The 17,725-nt window shown below is 35.0% G+C and carries 16 protein-coding genes; 11 read left to right on the top strand and 5 right to left on the bottom strand.

Annotated features, from left to right (window positions below; genetic code table 11):
- Positions 1 to 93: 93 nt before the first annotated feature.
- Positions 94 to 1,596 carry a S8 family serine peptidase gene (locus EGI22_RS12265; protein ID WP_255068735.1) on the top strand — a complete coding sequence of 501 codons (1,503 nt, stop codon included), beginning with the start codon at positions 94 to 96 and terminating at the stop codon, positions 1,594 to 1,596.
- A gap of 5 nt (positions 1,597 to 1,601) precedes the next feature.
- On the opposite strand, the gene EGI22_RS12270 is transcribed toward EGI22_RS12265, so the two are convergent.
- Both EGI22_RS12270 and EGI22_RS12275 read right to left on the bottom strand, forming a co-directional pair.
- Entirely contained in the window at positions 1,602 to 2,411 is an 810-nt protein-coding gene (locus EGI22_RS12270) for an N-acetylmuramoyl-L-alanine amidase-like domain-containing protein (protein ID WP_255068736.1), read from the bottom strand.
- A gap of 1 nt (position 2,412) precedes the next feature.
- Positions 2,413 to 2,874: an Lrp/AsnC ligand binding domain-containing protein gene (locus EGI22_RS12275; protein WP_255068737.1), complete on the bottom strand. Its 462-nt coding sequence runs from the start codon at positions 2,872 to 2,874 to the stop codon at positions 2,413 to 2,415.
- Between the two features lie 570 nt (positions 2,875 to 3,444).
- Between EGI22_RS12275 and EGI22_RS12280 the strand changes: the two genes are divergently transcribed.
- From EGI22_RS12280 to EGI22_RS12305, 6 genes are all read left to right on the top strand, one after another.
- Positions 3,445 to 4,692 (top strand): DUF819 domain-containing protein, encoded by a 1,248-nt coding sequence (locus EGI22_RS12280; RefSeq protein WP_255068738.1) that lies wholly within the window; start codon positions 3,445 to 3,447, stop codon positions 4,690 to 4,692.
- Between the two features lie 55 nt (positions 4,693 to 4,747).
- Positions 4,748 to 6,244 (top strand): capsule assembly Wzi family protein, encoded by a 1,497-nt coding sequence (locus tag EGI22_RS12285; protein ID WP_255068739.1) that lies wholly within the window; start codon positions 4,748 to 4,750, stop codon positions 6,242 to 6,244.
- A 99-nt stretch (positions 6,245 to 6,343) separates the two neighbouring features.
- Positions 6,344 to 8,134: a translation elongation factor 4 gene (gene lepA / locus EGI22_RS12290; RefSeq protein WP_255068740.1), complete on the top strand. Its 1,791-nt coding sequence runs from the start codon at positions 6,344 to 6,346 to the stop codon at positions 8,132 to 8,134.
- 183 nt (positions 8,135 to 8,317) lie between these two features.
- Positions 8,318 to 9,937: a 2-oxo acid dehydrogenase subunit E2 gene (locus tag EGI22_RS12295; RefSeq protein ID WP_255068741.1), complete on the top strand. Its 1,620-nt coding sequence runs from the start codon at positions 8,318 to 8,320 to the stop codon at positions 9,935 to 9,937.
- Positions 9,938 to 9,989: 52 nt separating this feature from the next.
- The gene (gene hslV / locus EGI22_RS12300; RefSeq protein WP_255068742.1) at positions 9,990 to 10,526 is read left to right on the top strand and encodes an ATP-dependent protease subunit HslV; all 537 of its coding nucleotides are present in this window, start codon (positions 9,990 to 9,992) and stop codon (positions 10,524 to 10,526) included.
- 36 nt (positions 10,527 to 10,562) lie between these two features.
- Positions 10,563 to 11,408, top strand: coding sequence for a helix-turn-helix domain-containing protein (locus tag EGI22_RS12305; RefSeq protein WP_255068743.1), 846 nt, complete (start codon positions 10,563 to 10,565; stop codon positions 11,406 to 11,408).
- On the opposite strand, the gene EGI22_RS12310 is transcribed toward EGI22_RS12305, so the two are convergent.
- The 3 genes from EGI22_RS12310 to EGI22_RS12320 are packed head-to-tail and all read right to left on the bottom strand — an operon-like array spanning position 11,386 to position 13,600.
- Positions 11,386 to 12,093, bottom strand: a complete 708-nt coding sequence (locus tag EGI22_RS12310) for a hypothetical protein (protein WP_255068744.1) — start codon at positions 12,091 to 12,093, stop codon at positions 11,386 to 11,388. The genes EGI22_RS12305 and EGI22_RS12310 overlap by 23 nt on opposite strands.
- Positions 12,074 to 13,129: an AMP-binding protein gene (locus EGI22_RS12315; RefSeq protein ID WP_255068745.1), complete on the bottom strand. Its 1,056-nt coding sequence runs from the start codon at positions 13,127 to 13,129 to the stop codon at positions 12,074 to 12,076. The genes EGI22_RS12310 and EGI22_RS12315 overlap by 20 nt, the downstream gene beginning before the upstream one ends.
- 3 nt (positions 13,130 to 13,132) lie before the next feature.
- Positions 13,133 to 13,600, bottom strand: coding sequence for a ubiquinol-cytochrome c reductase iron-sulfur subunit (locus tag EGI22_RS12320; RefSeq protein ID WP_255068746.1), 468 nt, complete (start codon positions 13,598 to 13,600; stop codon positions 13,133 to 13,135).
- Between the two features lie 175 nt (positions 13,601 to 13,775).
- On the opposite strand from EGI22_RS12320, the gene EGI22_RS12325 reads away from it, so the two are divergent.
- From EGI22_RS12325 to EGI22_RS12340, 4 genes are read left to right on the top strand one after another with little or no spacing between them, the layout of a single operon-like run.
- Entirely contained in the window at positions 13,776 to 14,225 is a 450-nt protein-coding gene (locus tag EGI22_RS12325) for a DUF2452 domain-containing protein (protein ID WP_255068747.1), read from the top strand.
- A gap of 10 nt (positions 14,226 to 14,235) precedes the next feature.
- Entirely contained in the window at positions 14,236 to 14,646 is a 411-nt protein-coding gene (locus EGI22_RS12330) for an EVE domain-containing protein (RefSeq protein WP_255068748.1), read from the top strand.
- The gene (locus EGI22_RS12335; RefSeq protein ID WP_255068749.1) at positions 14,636 to 16,153 is read left to right on the top strand and encodes a hypothetical protein; all 1,518 of its coding nucleotides are present in this window, start codon (positions 14,636 to 14,638) and stop codon (positions 16,151 to 16,153) included. Before EGI22_RS12330 ends, EGI22_RS12335 begins: the two co-directional genes overlap by 11 nt.
- Complete coding sequence (locus EGI22_RS12340; RefSeq protein WP_255068750.1) at positions 16,150 to 17,670, top strand: hypothetical protein; 1,521 nt, start codon at positions 16,150 to 16,152, stop codon at positions 17,668 to 17,670. The genes EGI22_RS12335 and EGI22_RS12340 overlap by 4 nt, the downstream gene beginning before the upstream one ends.
- Positions 17,671 to 17,725: the final 55 nt, after the last annotated feature.

The following is a 17,725-nucleotide window of genomic DNA, read 5'->3' on the forward strand; positions in this document are numbered from 1 at the left end:
ATATTTTCGTACCTCATTCGTTAATAGTTTATATTTGCAATAATAATTAATAAAAAGGACTTGGGTAAATTGTTTTCTCGAATTTTGGTTTTAATGTTTTTGGTGTTTTTCAAAGTCAATGGACAAGAAAAATATTGGATTTTCTTAAAAAACAGAGATTTGTCATCGGTAAATCCTGTTTCTGATAAGACTTTTTCAAATCGGAAAATGCTTGGTTTGAGTGAAAACCAAATTTCTGATTTTGGGCCCAAATATACTGATTTAGAAAAAATCAAGGGTTTAGGAATTCAAATTTCAAATACTTCAAGATGGTTTAACGCGGTTTCTGTTTATTTAAATTCTTCCCAAAAACTATTGGTTTCAAAATTAGATTTTGTAGATAAAATTCAAAGAATCAATGCTTTCCAGAGTTTAGCCTCTAACAAAAAATTCGGATATGACGACGGAATTTATCTCAATTATGCTTTGCATCAAATACATGCGGAGGCTTTTTTGGAGAGAGGACTTCTCGGTGATTCTGTCGATATTGGTATAATAGATGGCGGTTTTTATCAGGCAGATATCAATCCATTTCTTAAAAATATTTTTACTGAAAATAGAGTAAAAGATTACAAAGATTTTTTCATACCACCCAGAAAAGAGTTTTTCAACGAACGCAAATCCAATGGTGATTTACACGGCACCATGGTGATGAGTGCGGTGGGTGGTTTTGATGGGGAGAAAAAGCAATTAGGTGGTTTGGCTCTTCAAAGCAACTATTATTTGGCAAGAACAGAGTCGTCGCAGCAAGAGTCGAGAATAGAAGAAGACAATTGGATTGCTGCCATAGAATGGTTAGACAGCCTAGGCGTAAGGTTGGCAAATTCTTCTTTAGGCTATGCTTTGGGTTTTACCAATCCTGCCGAAAACTATTCTCCAAATGACATGAATGGCCATACAAGTGTGATAGCAAAAGGTGCCCAAATGGCTGTAAATGAGAAAGGAATGATATTGATAGTTTCAGCTGGTAATGAGGGTGAAAATAAAAAATGGGGAGGGATAGTGTCCACACCAGGCGATGTAGAAGAAGTGATAAGTGTTGGTGCCAATGACGAGAATAGTTTGAAAATGGGATACAGTAGCAAAGGCTCTGGAAATGTGAGTTTTATAAAGCCAGATGTAACAGTATATTCCTATAATGGCACCTCTTTGGCAGCACCAATTGTCACTGGATTTGTAGCTTGTATGTTACAAATTAATCCAAAACTGAAAGCCTCAGACATAAAGAAGATATTTCAAGAATCCTCAAGTTTGACAGCTTCACCCAATAATTATCTGGGCTATGGTATTCCAGATGCTAGATTGGTTTTAAATCAACTTGAAGGGAAGCTTTTTGAATTAAAAACTGCACAAAAAGTTAAGGCAAAAGGAAAATACAAAATTAGCTCAATAGGAGAGGAGAAAGCTGTAGTTTTTCATAAAACCAATGCTAAGAATGTTGAAAGTCAGGAGATTGTGGTTTTTTTAGACGGAAAATCAACAATTGTTAAGCCTGAGAAAATAAAGTTTTCAACTGTAGTATTAAAAGATAAAATTATTGAAATTAAATGGAAATGATTTTATTAATTCACTCTCAAAACCATCACGCCGGAGTCTTTTTTGATTCTCATTAAATACTGATAGAGAGTTTCGTCTGAAACGATAATCTTTTTCTTTTCTAATGATGCATGCATAAAATGCAATTTGCCGTTTTTCCAAACAGCAAATCCTTCGTGATTCACATCCAAACCAGCAATAGTGCTCGTAAATGCAATAATATCTCCATCCTTTATGGCAGATTCATATGTCTGGAAGTCTTCTTTTTTGATATAATAAAGTTGCTTTTTGGCAAGATTTTCTTCCATTTTAATAATCTCTGCTAATGTTTTTTCATCTTTTGCAAATGCAGGATATAGATTTCTGTGTTTACTCATAAAATCTATTTTCTTGTCCATTTTTACGCCTAAAATCGGACTCAAATCTTGTAAATATTTGTTCTTTTCTGCATTTTTTGCCCAGTCACTGAAATAATGGATTCTTGAAGCATAACCATTAATTACGCCATTTCTATATCTAAGATTCTGTAGGATTTTTTGATAATTGTCTGATGTTGCGTCATTTGAGCGTTTTACAAGACTAATTGCCATGACATTTTCAACAAAAGTATAGCAATCAAAAGCATCAAGTTTGCAAACCAGCTTTTCTTCTGGACCTTCCAAAGTGCCACCTTCATAGGGTAAACCTAAAAAAGTCTCACCGATTTGTATCAAAGTTTCGCCAATATTGCTTTTGGGAGGTAGTTTTAATTTGGCTTCTATTAATGAAGGTTGAAACTGTGCAAATAAATTTGCATTGAAAAGTAAGCAAAAAAGTAAAAAATAAATGCGTTTCATTTTAAATAATTGGTGCTGATCGGGAAAGACTTTCTTCTAACGAAATAAAGGTCTCCGTCCGTTGAATTCCTTGAACTTTTTGAATTTTATCGTGCAAAACGCTCCGTAAATGAGCGGTATCTCTACACATTAATTTCACAAATATACTGTAATTTCCTGTTGTATAGTTTATGCTCACTATCTCTGGAATCATTTTTAATTGTAAAGCCACATCATCATACATTTCACTTTTTTCTAAATAAATACCCAAAAAAGCAGCAATATCCCAGCCTAATTTTTTGATGTCAATACTTATGCTACTTCCCGTAATTATACCAGAATGCTCCATTTTTTTTACACGGGTATGCACGGCTCCGGGCGACAGAAAAACCTTTTCTCCTATATCTCCATAAGAAAGCTTCGCGTCTTCTGTTAATATTCTAAGGATTTTTAGGTCTATTTCGTCAATGTTCTCCTTTTGCATCTGAAAAATATTTAGTTTTTGAAGAGTTATGAACTTGTTTTTTAAATATTATTCTGTTTTTCATCAAAAATAATAAACAGAATTCTAATATTTTATAATTTTCATGAATAACTTTTATCGTTTCGATTTTTGGCTATATCTTTGCATTGTTTTAGAGAGAGACATCAAACAAATAAGAGTTCTTAATAATACTGTAGGATGACGAAATTGGCAGCCGTGCCCTCCTGTCTCGGGGGTGATGGTAACAGGATAAACGAAGAGTAAAGCCGAACGGGTTTTTTCAGTTCCGACTGGGGTTGACCACCAAATTTTGCTCTTTGGCTAACTGCATCGTGGGCGGTTCGACTCCCCCTCCTACAGCTTTAAATGGGCGTGGAAAAGAAAAGTATAAAAATTGTTTTTTTTTCATGCCCTTTTTTTGCATATTTGTCTTAGAAATTTTTATTTCAAGACATTATTTGGTTTTTAGTTTGTTGATGAAGTGTAATTGCGACACACAGTCTCATTTTGTAGATTGTGTGTTTTGTTTTTAGAGCAATCCAAGTTTTTGTATCTTTGAAAAAAAACTTGATGAAACCTGAGGCCTTGATTACAAATGATGCCGTAGTAACGGCAATATTATTTGCACTTTTATTATTCATATTCGAACTTTCAAAAAGTCATAATTCCTTTCTGAAAAGCTTCTTTAAGATTTTTCCTGCAATTTTGTTGTGTTATTTTTTGCCTGGAATACTCAATACCTTAGGTATTATCTCTGGTGAGAATTCGGGAGTTTATCCTTTCGTTTCAAAATATCTTTTGCCTGCCTGTTTGTTTTTATTTACACTAAGTTTGGATATAGAAATGCTAAAAAAGCTGGGCGTGAAAGCCTTGATTGTTTTTTTAGCAGGGACATTCGGTGTCATTATTGGTGGGCCATTGGCCGTTTTAATTGTGAATTTTATTCATCCTGAAACTTTTCAGTTTGGGCCTCCAAACGAGGTGTGGCGTGGACTTGGTACTATTGCTGGCAGTTGGATTGGCGGAGGTGCAAACCAAACTGCTTTAAAAGAAATTCTGCAACCTTCGGCTTATGTTTTTAGTCAGTCAGTTGCAGTAGATGTCCTTGTTGCCGAATCACTTCTGGCTATTTTATTAGTTGGCGTTGCAAATGCTGCCAAAATGGACAAATGGCTCAAAGCTGACGGCCAGATAGTAGAAGAAATGAAACAAAAAGTAGCAAATTTGAGCTATGGACAACAAAGAATTCCAGAGTTTCACGATTATCTTAAAATGATTTCGGTGGCATTTATTTTTACAGGCATCGCATATTTTTTATCAGATATTATAACGCCTTTTGTTAAACAAAACTATCCAGACTTAAATCGTTTTAGTTTGACTTCAAGCTTTTTTTGGGTGGTATTTTTTATAACTATTTTTGGTATTATCGCTTCAAAGACTCGATTGCGAAATCTTGAAACAGTAGGTGCTTCGAAAATCGGAAGTTTGTTTTTGTATTTTTTGGTTGCTTCGATTGGTATGCAGATGGACCTTTTGGCTATTGCAGAAAACAAATGGTTGTTTTTAGTCGGTATTATCTGGATATTGATTCATATTTCTTTTGTAGTTTTGGTTAGTAAGATTCTAAGAACGCCTTTCTTTATTTTAGCTGTTGGTTCTCAAGCCAATATTGGCGGTGCCGCTTCTGCGAGTGTTGTTGCTGGAGCTTTTCATCCTTCTCTTGTTCCTATTGGTGTGGTTTTTTCGGTTTTGGGGTATGCAGTTGGCACTTACGGTGGATATCTCACCGCATTACTAATGCAGTGGGTATTATCTTAAATTTGGCTTGATATTTGCCTTGTTTTTTGTACCGTTTAAACATTTACGGTATCGAATGAAGAGAGTGTTTCAAAATTCAATATTTACCTTATTGAGCATAATTTTATGCTTTTCTTGGAATATTCATGCTCAATCTAACCGAAAAATTGCTTATTCTGTGGAACTTGGAGGGTTTTATTCCATCAACAATAAAATTCCTTTTTGGCTTAGAAGTAATCAATTTGGAGCGTTTCCAAATGCTGACAATACTATTCTTTTTCGACAAAATATTGAATCTAAAAAAGATACAAGTAGTAAGAAGTTTAAAAAACAATTTTGTGTCGATATGGTCACTATTGTTGGTTCCCAAGCTAAAATAATTATTCCTGAAGCTTATTATCAGATAAATTATGGAAAATTGGCATTATTGGCAGGCCGAAAAAAACAAATTCATGGATTAGTTGATTCTACACTTAGTAGTGGCTCAATCACTTGGTCGGGCAACTCACTTCCTCTTCCTGAAATACAACTTTCAATTCCTGAATATACCAAGTTTATTTTTCCATTTTTAGCTATAAAAGGTCATTATTCCCACGGTTGGTTTGGGAATCAGGCATCTGCAAAGAATTTTTATTTACATCAAAAAAGTCTTTACGGAAGAATAGGCAGGCCAAATTCTAAACTCAAACTTTATGGAGGAATTTTGCACAATGCACAATGGGGCGGGGTGCCAAAATATGACATTCCTGAAGGTGATACCCGTTTTATAAATGGTAAATTCCCTACTGGATGGTACACTTACAGAAATATAGTTTTTCCATTTAATAATCCCAAAGTTGATTCGTCTTCTAATATTTCTGCCTACGATACCGAAAATCGATTCGGGAATCATCTAGGGCAAATAGATATGGGAGGAGATTTGAATCTAAAAAGAATGAGGATTCTGTTTTACAAACAAATAATTTTTGAAACAGGACAAACTTTTAGTAGTCTTTCCAATATCGACGACGGGCTTTATGGTATTTCTTTTATTTCTAAAAGTTCGACAACGCCTTTCCAAAAAGTTGTTTTAGAGGTACTACAAACTACTAATCAAGGTATGTACAGAGCTGGGCTTTTACGCCTTTTGGGTTTTCAAGGCAAGCATTATGGAAGAAATCAGAATTTTTACTTTAACCACGGGCAATATCTTGATGGTTGGTCTTATAATGGTTTTACAATTGGTTCTCCATTTCTAATTCCAAATCCTGAAATTAGAAGTGAAAAAAGAGATGATGGTCAAGTTCAATTGTTTTCCAATAATAACAATATCAAGGCAGGCTATATTGGGATACATAACAAGCTTAATTCCATAGATTTAGAAACTAGATTGTCTTTTAGTAGGAATTTCGGGTCTAGCAATCACCAATTAGGTGAATTGGGTATAGCGGATCAATTTTCTATGGGAATAAAAGCCCAAATACCCGCTCCAAAACTTCATGGAATATTAAATTTCAATGTTGGAATAGAACATGGCGACCTTATTTATGACAATTATGGCATTTACGCTTCTTTTAAAAGGATTTGGAAATAGTCTTTTTTAGTCTAAAATATATTAAATCAATCCATAATTTTTCTACTTTTTTTATGCTATTTTTGCACCTTGATTTTTAGTTCGATTAAATAATTTTTTGTGAAAAATATTCGTAACTTTTGTATTATAGCCCATATTGATCACGGAAAAAGCACGCTTGCCGATAGATTGTTGGAGTTTACTGGTACTGTAACTGCTCGTGAAATGCAAGCACAGCTACTAGATGATATGGACCTCGAAAGGGAGAGAGGAATTACTATAAAAAGCCATGCAATACAGATGGATTACCTTTTTAATGGTGAAAAATATACGTTAAATCTTATTGATACGCCCGGCCATGTTGACTTTAGTTACGAAGTTTCAAGGTCAATTGCCGCTTGTGAAGGTGCACTTTTAATAGTGGATGCTGCTCAGGGAATCGAAGCTCAAACCATTTCTAACTTATTTTTGGCTCTTGACCATGACTTAGAAATTATTCCTGTTATCAATAAAATTGATTTACCAGGAGCCATGGTTGAGGAAGTAAAAGATCAAATCGTGGATTTGATTGGAATAGATCCTGATAAAATAGTTTTAGCGAGTGCCAAAGAAGGCATCGGTATTGATGATATATTGGAAGCAATTATAAACAGGGTTCCAGCACCTGTGGGTGACCCAAAAGCTCCTCTCCAAGGTTTGATTTTTGATTCAGTATTCAATTCTTATAGGGGTATTGAGGTTATTTTTAGGGTTAAAAATGGAACAATTCGGAAAGGCGATAAAGTAAAGTTTGTAGCCACCGGAAAAGAATATATTGCAGATGAAATTGGTAGTTTGAAACTTAAAAAACAACCAAAAGATGTTATTGAATGTGGTGATGTAGGCTATTTGATTTCAGGTATTAAAGTTGCCAAAGAAGTTAAAGTAGGTGATACGATAACCCATACAGACAGGCCATCTACCGAACAAATTCAAGGTTTTGAAGAGGTGAAACCTATGGTTTTTGCAGGTATTTATCCAGTTGATACTACTGATTTTGAGGAACTTAGAGAGTCAATGGATAAGTTGCAGCTTAATGATGCCTCTTTGATTTGGGAGCCAGAAACTTCTGCTGCTCTAGGTTTTGGATTCCGTTGTGGATTCTTGGGTATGCTCCACATGGAGATTGTCCAAGAGCGTTTAGAACGTGAATTTGACATGACAGTTATTACTACTGTTCCTTCGGTTCGCTTCAATGTAAAAACTAGGAGAGGGGAGACAATTCAAGTTTCTGCTCCTTCAGAAATGCCCGATCCAAATTTGATAGTCTCAGTAGAAGAGCCTTATATTGCTGCACAGATCATAACCGCCTCTGACTATGTTGGGCCAATTATGAAGCTTTGTATGGAAAAAAGGGGAGAAGTTAAAAATCAAGTTTACCTTACAGCCACTCGTGTTGAATTGTCATTCGACATGCCACTTTCTGAGGTTGTTTTTGACTTTTTCGATAGATTAAAAACTATTTCAAGAGGTTATGCTTCTTTGGATTATCATTTAATTGGCTATCGTGAATCAGCATTGGTAAAGCTTGACGTTTTGCTTAACGGAGACCCAGTTGATGCCCTATCGGCAATTGTACATAGAGATAAAGCTTACGATTGGGGCAAAAAACTTTGTGAAAAATTAAAAGAGCTTTTGCCACGTCAACAGTTCGAAATCGCAATCCAAGCAGCTATTGGAGCTAAAATCATAGCCCGTGAAACTGTGAAGGCCATGAGAAAGGACGTTACAGCCAAATGTTATGGCGGTGATATAAGTAGAAAAAGAAAATTACTTGAAAAACAGAAAAAAGGTAAGAAAAGAATGCGTCAGATAGGTAATGTGGAGGTTCCGCAGGAAGCATTTATGGCAGTTCTAAAAATAAATGGATAATTGAGAGTTTTGTTCCAAATCTTAGATTTTTGCCTATTTTAGAGCGATATTTAAGGTGAAGGAGGAATAAAAAATCAAAAAAACATAAATTTCAGAAAGATTTTTGGGAACTTTGGGCTACAAAAGAGTTTAGTCTTTAGCCTAAAATACTTAAACATATAATTCTAAGCAAAAAAACAAATTATGGCAGAAGTTATCAGAATGCCCAAAATGAGCGATACCATGGAAGAAGGCGTAATAGCCGCATGGAATGTGAAAGTGGGAGATGTTGTAAAATCAGGTGACATTTTAGCAGAGGTAGAAACAGATAAGGCCACTATGGATATGGAGTCGTATTACGATGGCACCATATTATTTATTGGCGTTGAGAAAGGTCAAGCGGTTCCGATTGATGCTATTATAGCTGTAATTGGTGCTGCTGGTGAGGATTATTCTTCATTAATTAGTGGAGAGTCGGCACCTGCTGTTGCTTCGCCTGCTGCTGAAGTTGCTGCCGCACCAGTTGCTGTGGCGAGTCCTGCTATTGATACCTCAAACATTAAAGCTGCAATAGTTTCAATGCCGCTTTTGAGTGATACCATGACAGAAGGCGTGATTCATAAATGGTTGAAAAAAGTTGGCGATACAGTAAAATCAGGGGATATGTTGGCCGAAATCGAGACCGACAAAGCCACAATGGAGATTGAAGCTTATGACGAAGGTGTATTGTTATATATTGGTGTAAAAGAAGGTGAAGCGGCTCCAGTTAACTCTGTAATTGCTATCATTGGAGAAAAAGATGCTGATTTCGAAACTTTATTGAAAGCACATAATGCTGGTTCAGCCCCTAAAGTAGAAGCAGCTCCTGTAGTAGCAGCACCAAGTGCAGCTCCAAAAGTGGAAGTAGCTATACCTGTTGCTCCGAAAGTAGAAGAAATAGTTGTAAATAATGCAGATGGTCGTGTTTTAGCATCACCATTGGCTAAGAGTTTAGCAAAAGAAAAAGGGATAGATATTAATAGTGTAAAAGGATCTGGTGAAGGTGGAAGAATTGTAAAAGCGGACGTAGATAATTACGTTCCTTCTGCAAAACCTGCTGCTCAAGCCGCCGCTGCAATAGCTGCTCCATCTGGAGTTGAAAGTTTCGAGGAGATTCCTTTGACACAAATGAGGAAAGCTATAGCAAGAAGTTTGGCTGATTCGCAGTCAACGGCGGTTGATTTCTCGTTGACTATGGAAATAAACATGGATAACTCCATGGAAGCTCGTGTTGTTATGAACGAGGCCTCGCCAGTTAAAATATCATTCAATGACATGGTATTGAAAGCATGTGGAGTTGCTCTTAGAAAACACCCCAACGTGAATTCATCATGGAGAGGAGATAGTATCAGAAAAAATAGCCATGTACATATAGGAATGGCGGTCGCAATTCCCGAAGGATTGATAGTGCCGGTAATTAGATTTGCCGATACATTGCCTCTTTCTGTTTTAGCAGCTACTACCAAAGACCTTGGAGGAAAAGCCAAAAGTGGTAAACTTCAACCGGCTGATTGGGAAGGTAATACATTTACAGTGAGTAATTTGGGTATGTTTGGCATTGAGCAGTTTACTTCAATTATTAACAATCCGAAAAATGAATCATGTATACTTTCAGTTGGAGGAATAAAAGAAACTGTTGCTGTAAAAGATGGACAGTTTTATGCAACAAACGTTATGAAAGTAACTTTAACTTGTGATCATCGTGTAGTGGACGGTGCCACAGGAGCAGCATTTTTAGTGACTTTAAAAGAGCTCTTAGAGCAACCTTATAAACTATTAGTTTAAATCTTATTTTAATCCCTCCCTAATACGGAGGGATTTCTTTTTATATCCAAGAATGGCACAGATCAAATCAACGACGGTATTAGGGATTTTGCATAACGGTCAGTTAGCATTAGGTGCTGATGGACAGGCTACTATGGGAAATACCGTAGCAAAATCAAACGTTAAAAAAATCAGGCGATTGGCTGGTGGAAAAATAGTAGCAGGTTTTGCAGGTTCTACTGCTGATGCATTTACTTTAATAGAGAAATTCGAAGAAAAAATAAATTCATTCGGCGGAAACTTAAAACGAGCAGCTATAGAATTGGCCAAAGAATGGAGAACTGACAGGTATTTGCGTAAACTTGAAGCCATGATGATAGTTGCCAATGCTGAGGAAATGTTGGTAATATCAGGTACTGGTGATGTTTTAGAACCTGATAATCAAGTGGCTGCAATTGGTTCTGGAAGTATGTATGCACAGTCTGCTGCCTTGGCTTTGAAAAAACACGCACCTCATCTTACAGCTGAGGAAATGGTCAGAGAAGGATTGACTATAGCTGCTGACATTTGTATTTATACCAATCATAATTTTGTGATTGAGACTTTATAGTTTTTTGTATTTTTAGAAAAAATATCTGATTTTTTTATGCCTTTAGTAAACGAAAATATCAAAATTCTACGCAAACGAATGGGTATGACCCAAGAGAAATTTGCGGAGGTTTTGGGTATAAAACGTTCATTAATTGGTGCTTATGAAGAAAACAGGGCGATTCCGCCTGCAGATAACCTCAATAGAATTTCCAAGGTTTTTGGTATTACCTTAGACCAACTGATCAATTATTCCTACGAGAAAGAATTTAATCGGCATAGAGATAATAATTCAGTTCTTCATACTTCTGAACAATATCCAATAGAGCGAAAGTCCGTTTTTCAAAATACCCAAAGGGAATTGCCAACCGTACAGCCAAGTCTATTTGAGCCAGTAAAAAGTCAGGAAACTAGGGGAAAAGGAATAAAATACATCAAGGCTAGTTTGTTTGACAAATATATTTCTGGAAATGATTTTTCACAGTATTCTGAGAATTTGCCAAGTTTACAACTACCTTTTTTTACGCAAGATAACCTTTGGGCTTTTGATGCTCCGCAGGATTTTTTGATGGAAAACTGTGTTTTGATTGTCGAAAAAATATTGAATTTTGAGGATATTGTTGAAGGCGAAAATCATCTTTTGGTGAGTACTTCTTCTGGGTTTAAATATCGCAGAGTTTATAATCAGATAAGATTAAAAGGTGTTTTGTTAACTAATTCGGACAAGTCTGGTGTTTCAAGTGAAGAATTTAAAGTTTCTGACATAAAGGAAATCTGGAAACCGATAAGTTTTATTAGCAAATCTATGCCGCTGCCCGAAATTTCATTAGAAAGTGTTCAATCTAAAGTAGATAGCTTGAAAGCCGAAATAGATTTTATGCTTAATTTTCGAGCCACGAAGTAATTTTTGAAGGTTTAGTAAGAATAGATTTTCCCAATTCAAACCACCACTCATCTCCAAAATTTATAAACAAACCCGTTTTTTTTGGGAATTTTTCCGTTGCTTTTTCAAAATCAAATTCAGCTGAGTAATAGTCTTTTAATAAAGGCTTTAGTTTTTGCCAAGGCAATGATTTTTCTTCTCCATTTTTAGAAATAGCTAAGGTTTTGTTTTCAAAAAAACCTTTTATATTAAATGTGTTAGTTAGTTCATTATCAATCCTTAATACTGTGATTTGTAATGGATTTTCGAGTTTGTTTTGCTCAATTACTGCTTGTTGAAATTCTTCTAAGAATGCTTTCCACTGTGGATGGTTTTTAGGGTAAAAATTAGTTTTTTCTACTTCTATATCCCAAAATTCTTGCTCGTCTTCGAGTTCCTCAAGAAATGTCTTTTCTGTTTTTTCAATAAGAGATTTTAGTTCTTCTGCCCACACCTTCGGGAGTTCGCCTTCAAGCTTATAATCATCTTCCATCGTGAAGCCTTCTTCGTAGATTTCGTCTTCGCTTAGTTGGCTTCTGTCCAGATATTCCATTTCAAAAACATAAGCTAGACTGTCATTTTTAAGATTTAAAGAAAGCTCAATAGCATGTGCATAGGGTGCAGGAACGAGAGCAGAGGTTTGGAATCTAAGAACCAAGGATTTCATGGATGATTTTCAGTTTGTCTAATTTCGCAGAAGATGTTTCAAAGAATTTTTCTATGAAATATATCTCTTTTGGAACCTCAAATTTAGTGAAAATAGCTGATAGCTGACTTTTCTCAAGTATATTTTCTTTCGATTCCATTATTAATATGAGTTTTTGCCCAAGTTTTTCATCAGGTATTCCAAAACAGAAAAACCTATTTTTAAAATCAAAATTCTGTGAAATTTTACGTTCGATTTCTTCTAATTGGATTTTTAATCCACCACTATTGATGATATTATCAATTCGGCCTTTGAGAATAAAGCTACTCTTGTTTTTTAATTCTACTACATCATTGGTCTGAATCCATTCATTTCCAGTTGATTTGGCTTTAATTTTTAGGCAATTTTGTTCGTTTATTTCAATAGAAACTCCTTTCAGGATTCTAAAAAAATCTTCATTTTTTCTGAAGTCTTTAGTGGCAATGTGACTTATGGTTTCCGTCATGCCGTAAGTTTCAAAAACAGGTAAATATTCTTCCTGGACTTCTTTTTTTAATTTTTCGTTTACAGCAGCACCGCCTACCAATATTGCCTTTGCTGTTTTCAAAATAGCCAAATCCCCCTCATTTTGAATTAGGTTTTGCAATTGAAGCGGCACAAAAGCGAAGAAATTTCGACCTCTATTGTTTGTTAAAAGATAAGCTAGATTTTTGAGTTTTTCGAAAGGTTGTGAGCTTGGCTCAACTATTAAAACCTCTGCATTTAGATAAAATGCCCTTAGCATCATCATCAAACCTGCAATGTTTTCAATATTTAAACAACAAAAAAACAAGTCTCCCTCATTTAAGTTAAACTTGTTTTTTGTCAATTCTATTGAAGCTTCTATACGTTTTCTATCTAAAACAATAACTTTAGGCTTACCAGTAGATCCAGAGGTTTTTATACTGAATTCTATTTTGCCATTTTGCCACTTTTCGTAAATGTCAATCGCATTTTTGTAATACAGATTATTACTTTCTGTGTTTATTATTTCAGCATCTTTAGAAATGTAAAGCATATATTATCCAAAAACCCTCACGGTATTTGAGTTTGCGGTGAACGTTACATTGTATTTTTTTAGAGCTGAAGTAGCTGGTGATTTAGTGGCAGCACCAACTGAGCTAAACGTTGACCCATGATTAGGGCATAAAAAATCATTTGAAGCAGAACGGTAATTAACTGTAGTACCTTCATGTGTACATGCCGACGAAACGGCAATCCATGTATCGTTTAATGTACGAGCAATGATTACCTTTTTACTCGCAACAACCAAAAAACCGCCTTTAGTTTGCAATGCGGTATTTCCAGATGCAGTTATATCTATCGAAAAATCTAATACGTCTCCATTTCCTGTAGGGTTTGGGTCAGGGATTTCGGTTTCACCGCAACTTTGAAGGCAGTTCATGAGCATAATAGCTCCAAAACCAAGACCTACTTGCTTCATAAAGTCTTTTCTGTCAATTGTGTTTGTCTTTTCAGTTTCTGTCATTGTTTTTAGTATTTTAGATTTTTGTAAAGATAAAATAATAGCTACGTAAAAAATTAATGAAAGGTTAAATAATATTCCAAAAATATTAATTTTTGCTTCATCAAAGATTCCCTATTTTTACATTTTAAAGAAAACATTTGCGTTTTTTTTAGGTTTAACAAATAAAAAACAAAACGTGAGCGACGCATTAGATAAGAAAAATGTAGCAACCAATCCTGGTTTAATCGGCTACGCACACACTGCTGGAAGTGCGGTAATCAAGCCTGAAGATATGGGCAAAGTAAAAGGCAAGGCACAGATGGCTATGCGGCAGCAAACCCAGGACGCACTCCATAAAATTTACCGTCAGATTGAGCTATTGGGCAAACAAGCACAAGAAATAAATAATCGAATAGAAGTTTCAGAACGTATATATGATGCTCAGATGAGTTTTGAGCCAATCATCAATCACAACTATTTTCTGTATGAAAGAAATGACGGAGGCGATGTGTTATCGATGGTTGGGCCTGGCGAGTGGGGGAGGAAGTTTCCATTTTCTAGATTTTTAGCCAAGGTTTTTTTGATGGCTGATCACACTTGGAAGGTGGAGTTTATCAACGAAGACGACATAGATATAGAACTTTAAAATATTTGTTATGAATTATTGGTTAGTAAAGTCGGAGCCGAATAAATTTTCTTGGGATTTTTTCGTTAGTAAAGGTGGCGACATGTGGGACGGTGTACGAAATTATGCAGCTAGGTTAAATCTGATAGCAATGAAAAAGGGGGACTTAGTGCTTTTTTATCATTCTAATGTTGGATTAGAAGTAGTTGGAATAGCAAAAGTAGCAAAAGAACATTATCCTGACCCAACTGCCGAGGATCCAAGATGGGTGGTAGTGGATCTTGAGCCCGTAGAAAAATTACCCAAAACTGTGACTTTAAAAACAATAAAATCAGACCCAATTCTACAAAACATGGCATTGGTAAAGCTTTCGAGGCTTTCTGTTGTCCCTGTAAAAGTTGAGGAATTTGATAGAATATTAGCTTTAGCAAATGAGAATTAGACTTTTTGTATTTTGTGTTTTGAGTGTTTTGAGCCTTAACGCTCAGAATCTATTAGAAATTGGTATAGCTGGCTCAAGCAACCAAGTACGGATTGTCAATCTGAAACAAAATGGATTGATACTTTTAGATAAATCTTCATCAGGTTTGCTTAAAATCAAGAAAATAGATAGAGATTTAAATGTCTTGTGGGACGTGGATACTGATTTGTCTTCTAAAATGAATTTCTTGGATGAGTTTTATGATGGTAAGTTTTTGTATATTTTACTTGAGCAGAAAAATTCTATCAATTATCAACTATTAAAGATTTCCACTTCTTTTGCTGCCGTTCAAAGGTTTGAAATTCGGACGGTTTCAGGTTTTAACTTTGGACAATTTGTAGCTTCAGATAGAGGAATATGTGTAGGTGGTGCAGTAAAAAATGAGCCTTTTTTGATTTTTATTGAAAACGAAAATACAACTCCAAAGTACTATTCGAGTAATCTCAAAGGAGAAACTCAGATTCAGTCTATGAATTTGACCAATAATAGTGTGGTGATTACTTACATGAATAAGCAAAAGAAAACTACACAAATAATTTTCAGAGAATATCAGTTTTCTGGAAAAATCATTAAATCTACACCAATACTTGGCTCAAGTAATTATGCTTTTCTTTCTGCCAAATATTTTGATTCTTCAGATAGAAGATTATTGGTTGGGAACTATGGAATCGGAAAAAGCAATAATGATGATTATCAGAATTCGCAGGGTATTTATGTGGCTGATTTAGAAAATATTAAAAATATAAAATATTATAGTTTCGATAAATTTCAAAACTTTTTTGGTTTCCTAAACGAACGCCAAAAAGAAAAACTTGAAAAACAAGTAAAAAAGAAAAAAGAGAAAGGTTCAGAGTATAACTTTAACTATAGATTACATATCAACGAATTGATTCCCAATGGTGATAATCTTTTGATTTCTTCAGAGGTTTTTGTGCCTGAATTTAGGAATAATTCTCTCAATTCCCCTTTTTATGGAGGGTCATATTTTTACCCTGCGTCAATTTGGGGCAGGCAGTACTTAAACAGTTATTATTGGATGAACAGTCCGTCTATGTGGGGTTACCGAAGCAGAGGGTCGTCTTCATTTGATGGATTTAGATATATTGAAGGAGTTGTAATAGAATTGAATAAAAATGGAGATTTGGTCTGGGATAATTCGGTGCAGTATAAAAATCTAAAATATTATAATTTGATACCTCACTTAAAAGTGAGTAATGCAGGAGCAAATACTTTTCTTTCGTATACCAATTTAGACAAACTCAATATCAAAGAGTTTGCAAGTAATGGGGTTTTGGTCAATTCAGAAACAGTAGATAAAAAAAGCCAAGATTTTTTACAAAAAAACAAAAAAGCAGAGTTTGAAAATTACGAACATTGGTTTGATAATTATTTCTTCAATTGGGGTGTTGTCAAGAACTCTGGCTCAAACTTTAAGCAAACTTGTTTTATCCAAAAAATAGCTCAATGAGAGTTTTTTTTCTATTCTTTCTGTTTTCTACAAGTTTATCAGCTCAAATAATTCAAAATGTTGAAATAGAGGTGGTAGGCCGCCCATCTTGGCAAACTATTATTCCCTTCGGAAAGGATGGGATGCTATTGCTTACCAAAACCGACCAAACCAAAGCCAAAGTAGTGATGTTTGACGCGGACTTGAATAAAAAATGGGAAACGGATATTTTTTTAGACGTAGAGCGATCTCCAACTTCCTATTCTTTTGATAAAGAACAGATTACTTTTCTTTTTCGAGAAACACGAGGCATGTATTATCAAGTGTATATATTTGATTTGGCTACAGGGAAATATCAAAACAAGGGTTTTGAAGTAAGGGAGTTTTTTGATGACCAAAACTATATTTTCTTGAAAAATAAAATCTTGATGGCTGGAGCTACTACAAAAGGTGCCGGATTTTATTCTTTTGATTTTGAATCAGAAGAGGGAAAGGTAATAGAAATTGACATTAGAGGAAAAGTCGTATTGCAGGATTTGAAATTTGTGGAAAAAAGTAATTTGATAAAAACCATTTGGTCTGTTAAAGAACTGGCATATTCTAACCCAAAACGGAAAAAAGGCGAATATGTTAAAGATGCTTATCTGGCAATAGCTGACTTTGATACAAGTGGTAAGGTTTTGAATATTAGTAAGATAACTCAGAAGTCTGGAAACTTCCCAATGACGGCAAAAAGTTTAACGATGTTGGATGGACGAGAATTGATTTCGGGGACTTATCAAAATAAAACGGGTGACAACGGTTTATTTATAGCCTTTAGAAATCAAAGTGAAATCTCTACACCAAGTTTTATTTCATATGCCAGATTTTTGTATGGGAATACCGATTCTAATAGAGATGAACTGAAAAAGCTGCTCAAAGATTATAGGTTTTTGATGCACTTCCCAGTAGAAAATGATGGTTTTTTTAGTGTCGGAGGAGTTTTTTTCAAACCAGAATTTCAATCAAGGCAAGTTTCAGATGCATATTCTTCATCTTCAGCTGCTACCAGAGGCATTAGTTTTGGTAGACCTAGTTCTAGAACCCAGACTTTATTGGCAGGCTATACTTATTTGACTGGATTTGTTGCCAACATTAAGCCAAATGGAGAACTCTTAAATACAAATAAAATAGACATTAAACAATCAAGCACTCAGCTTCGTCAAACTTTGAGTTTTAATAGTGCTGGAGCGGTCGCTTATTGCATTAAAGGCGACTTGGCAGCGAGAAATTTCAACATTGGCACAAAACCAATTCTATACAAATTGAGCGATGAAGATAAATCTGTTTCAAATCAATCTTATTTGCCAGCTTATCAGGAAGTTAGATTTTGGTATGACAACTATTTTGTAGCAAATGGTGCAAAAAATAAAATCGAAGTTTTAAAACTCGAAAAAAAGGGACCCTTTAAAAAGAAAAAAAAGAACCAGAATTCTACTTTTACCCAAGTACGTAAAACCATCTATTTGACAAAAATAGCCTCTGGAATAAGTGACTGATAAAAAAGATTTGGTTAAAAACACTCTTTTAATGAAAGTTTGCTAGCTTTTCTTT

Source organism: Lacihabitans sp. LS3-19 (genome assembly GCF_024343575.1).
Classification (GTDB): domain Bacteria; phylum Bacteroidota; class Bacteroidia; order Cytophagales; family Spirosomataceae; genus Leadbetterella.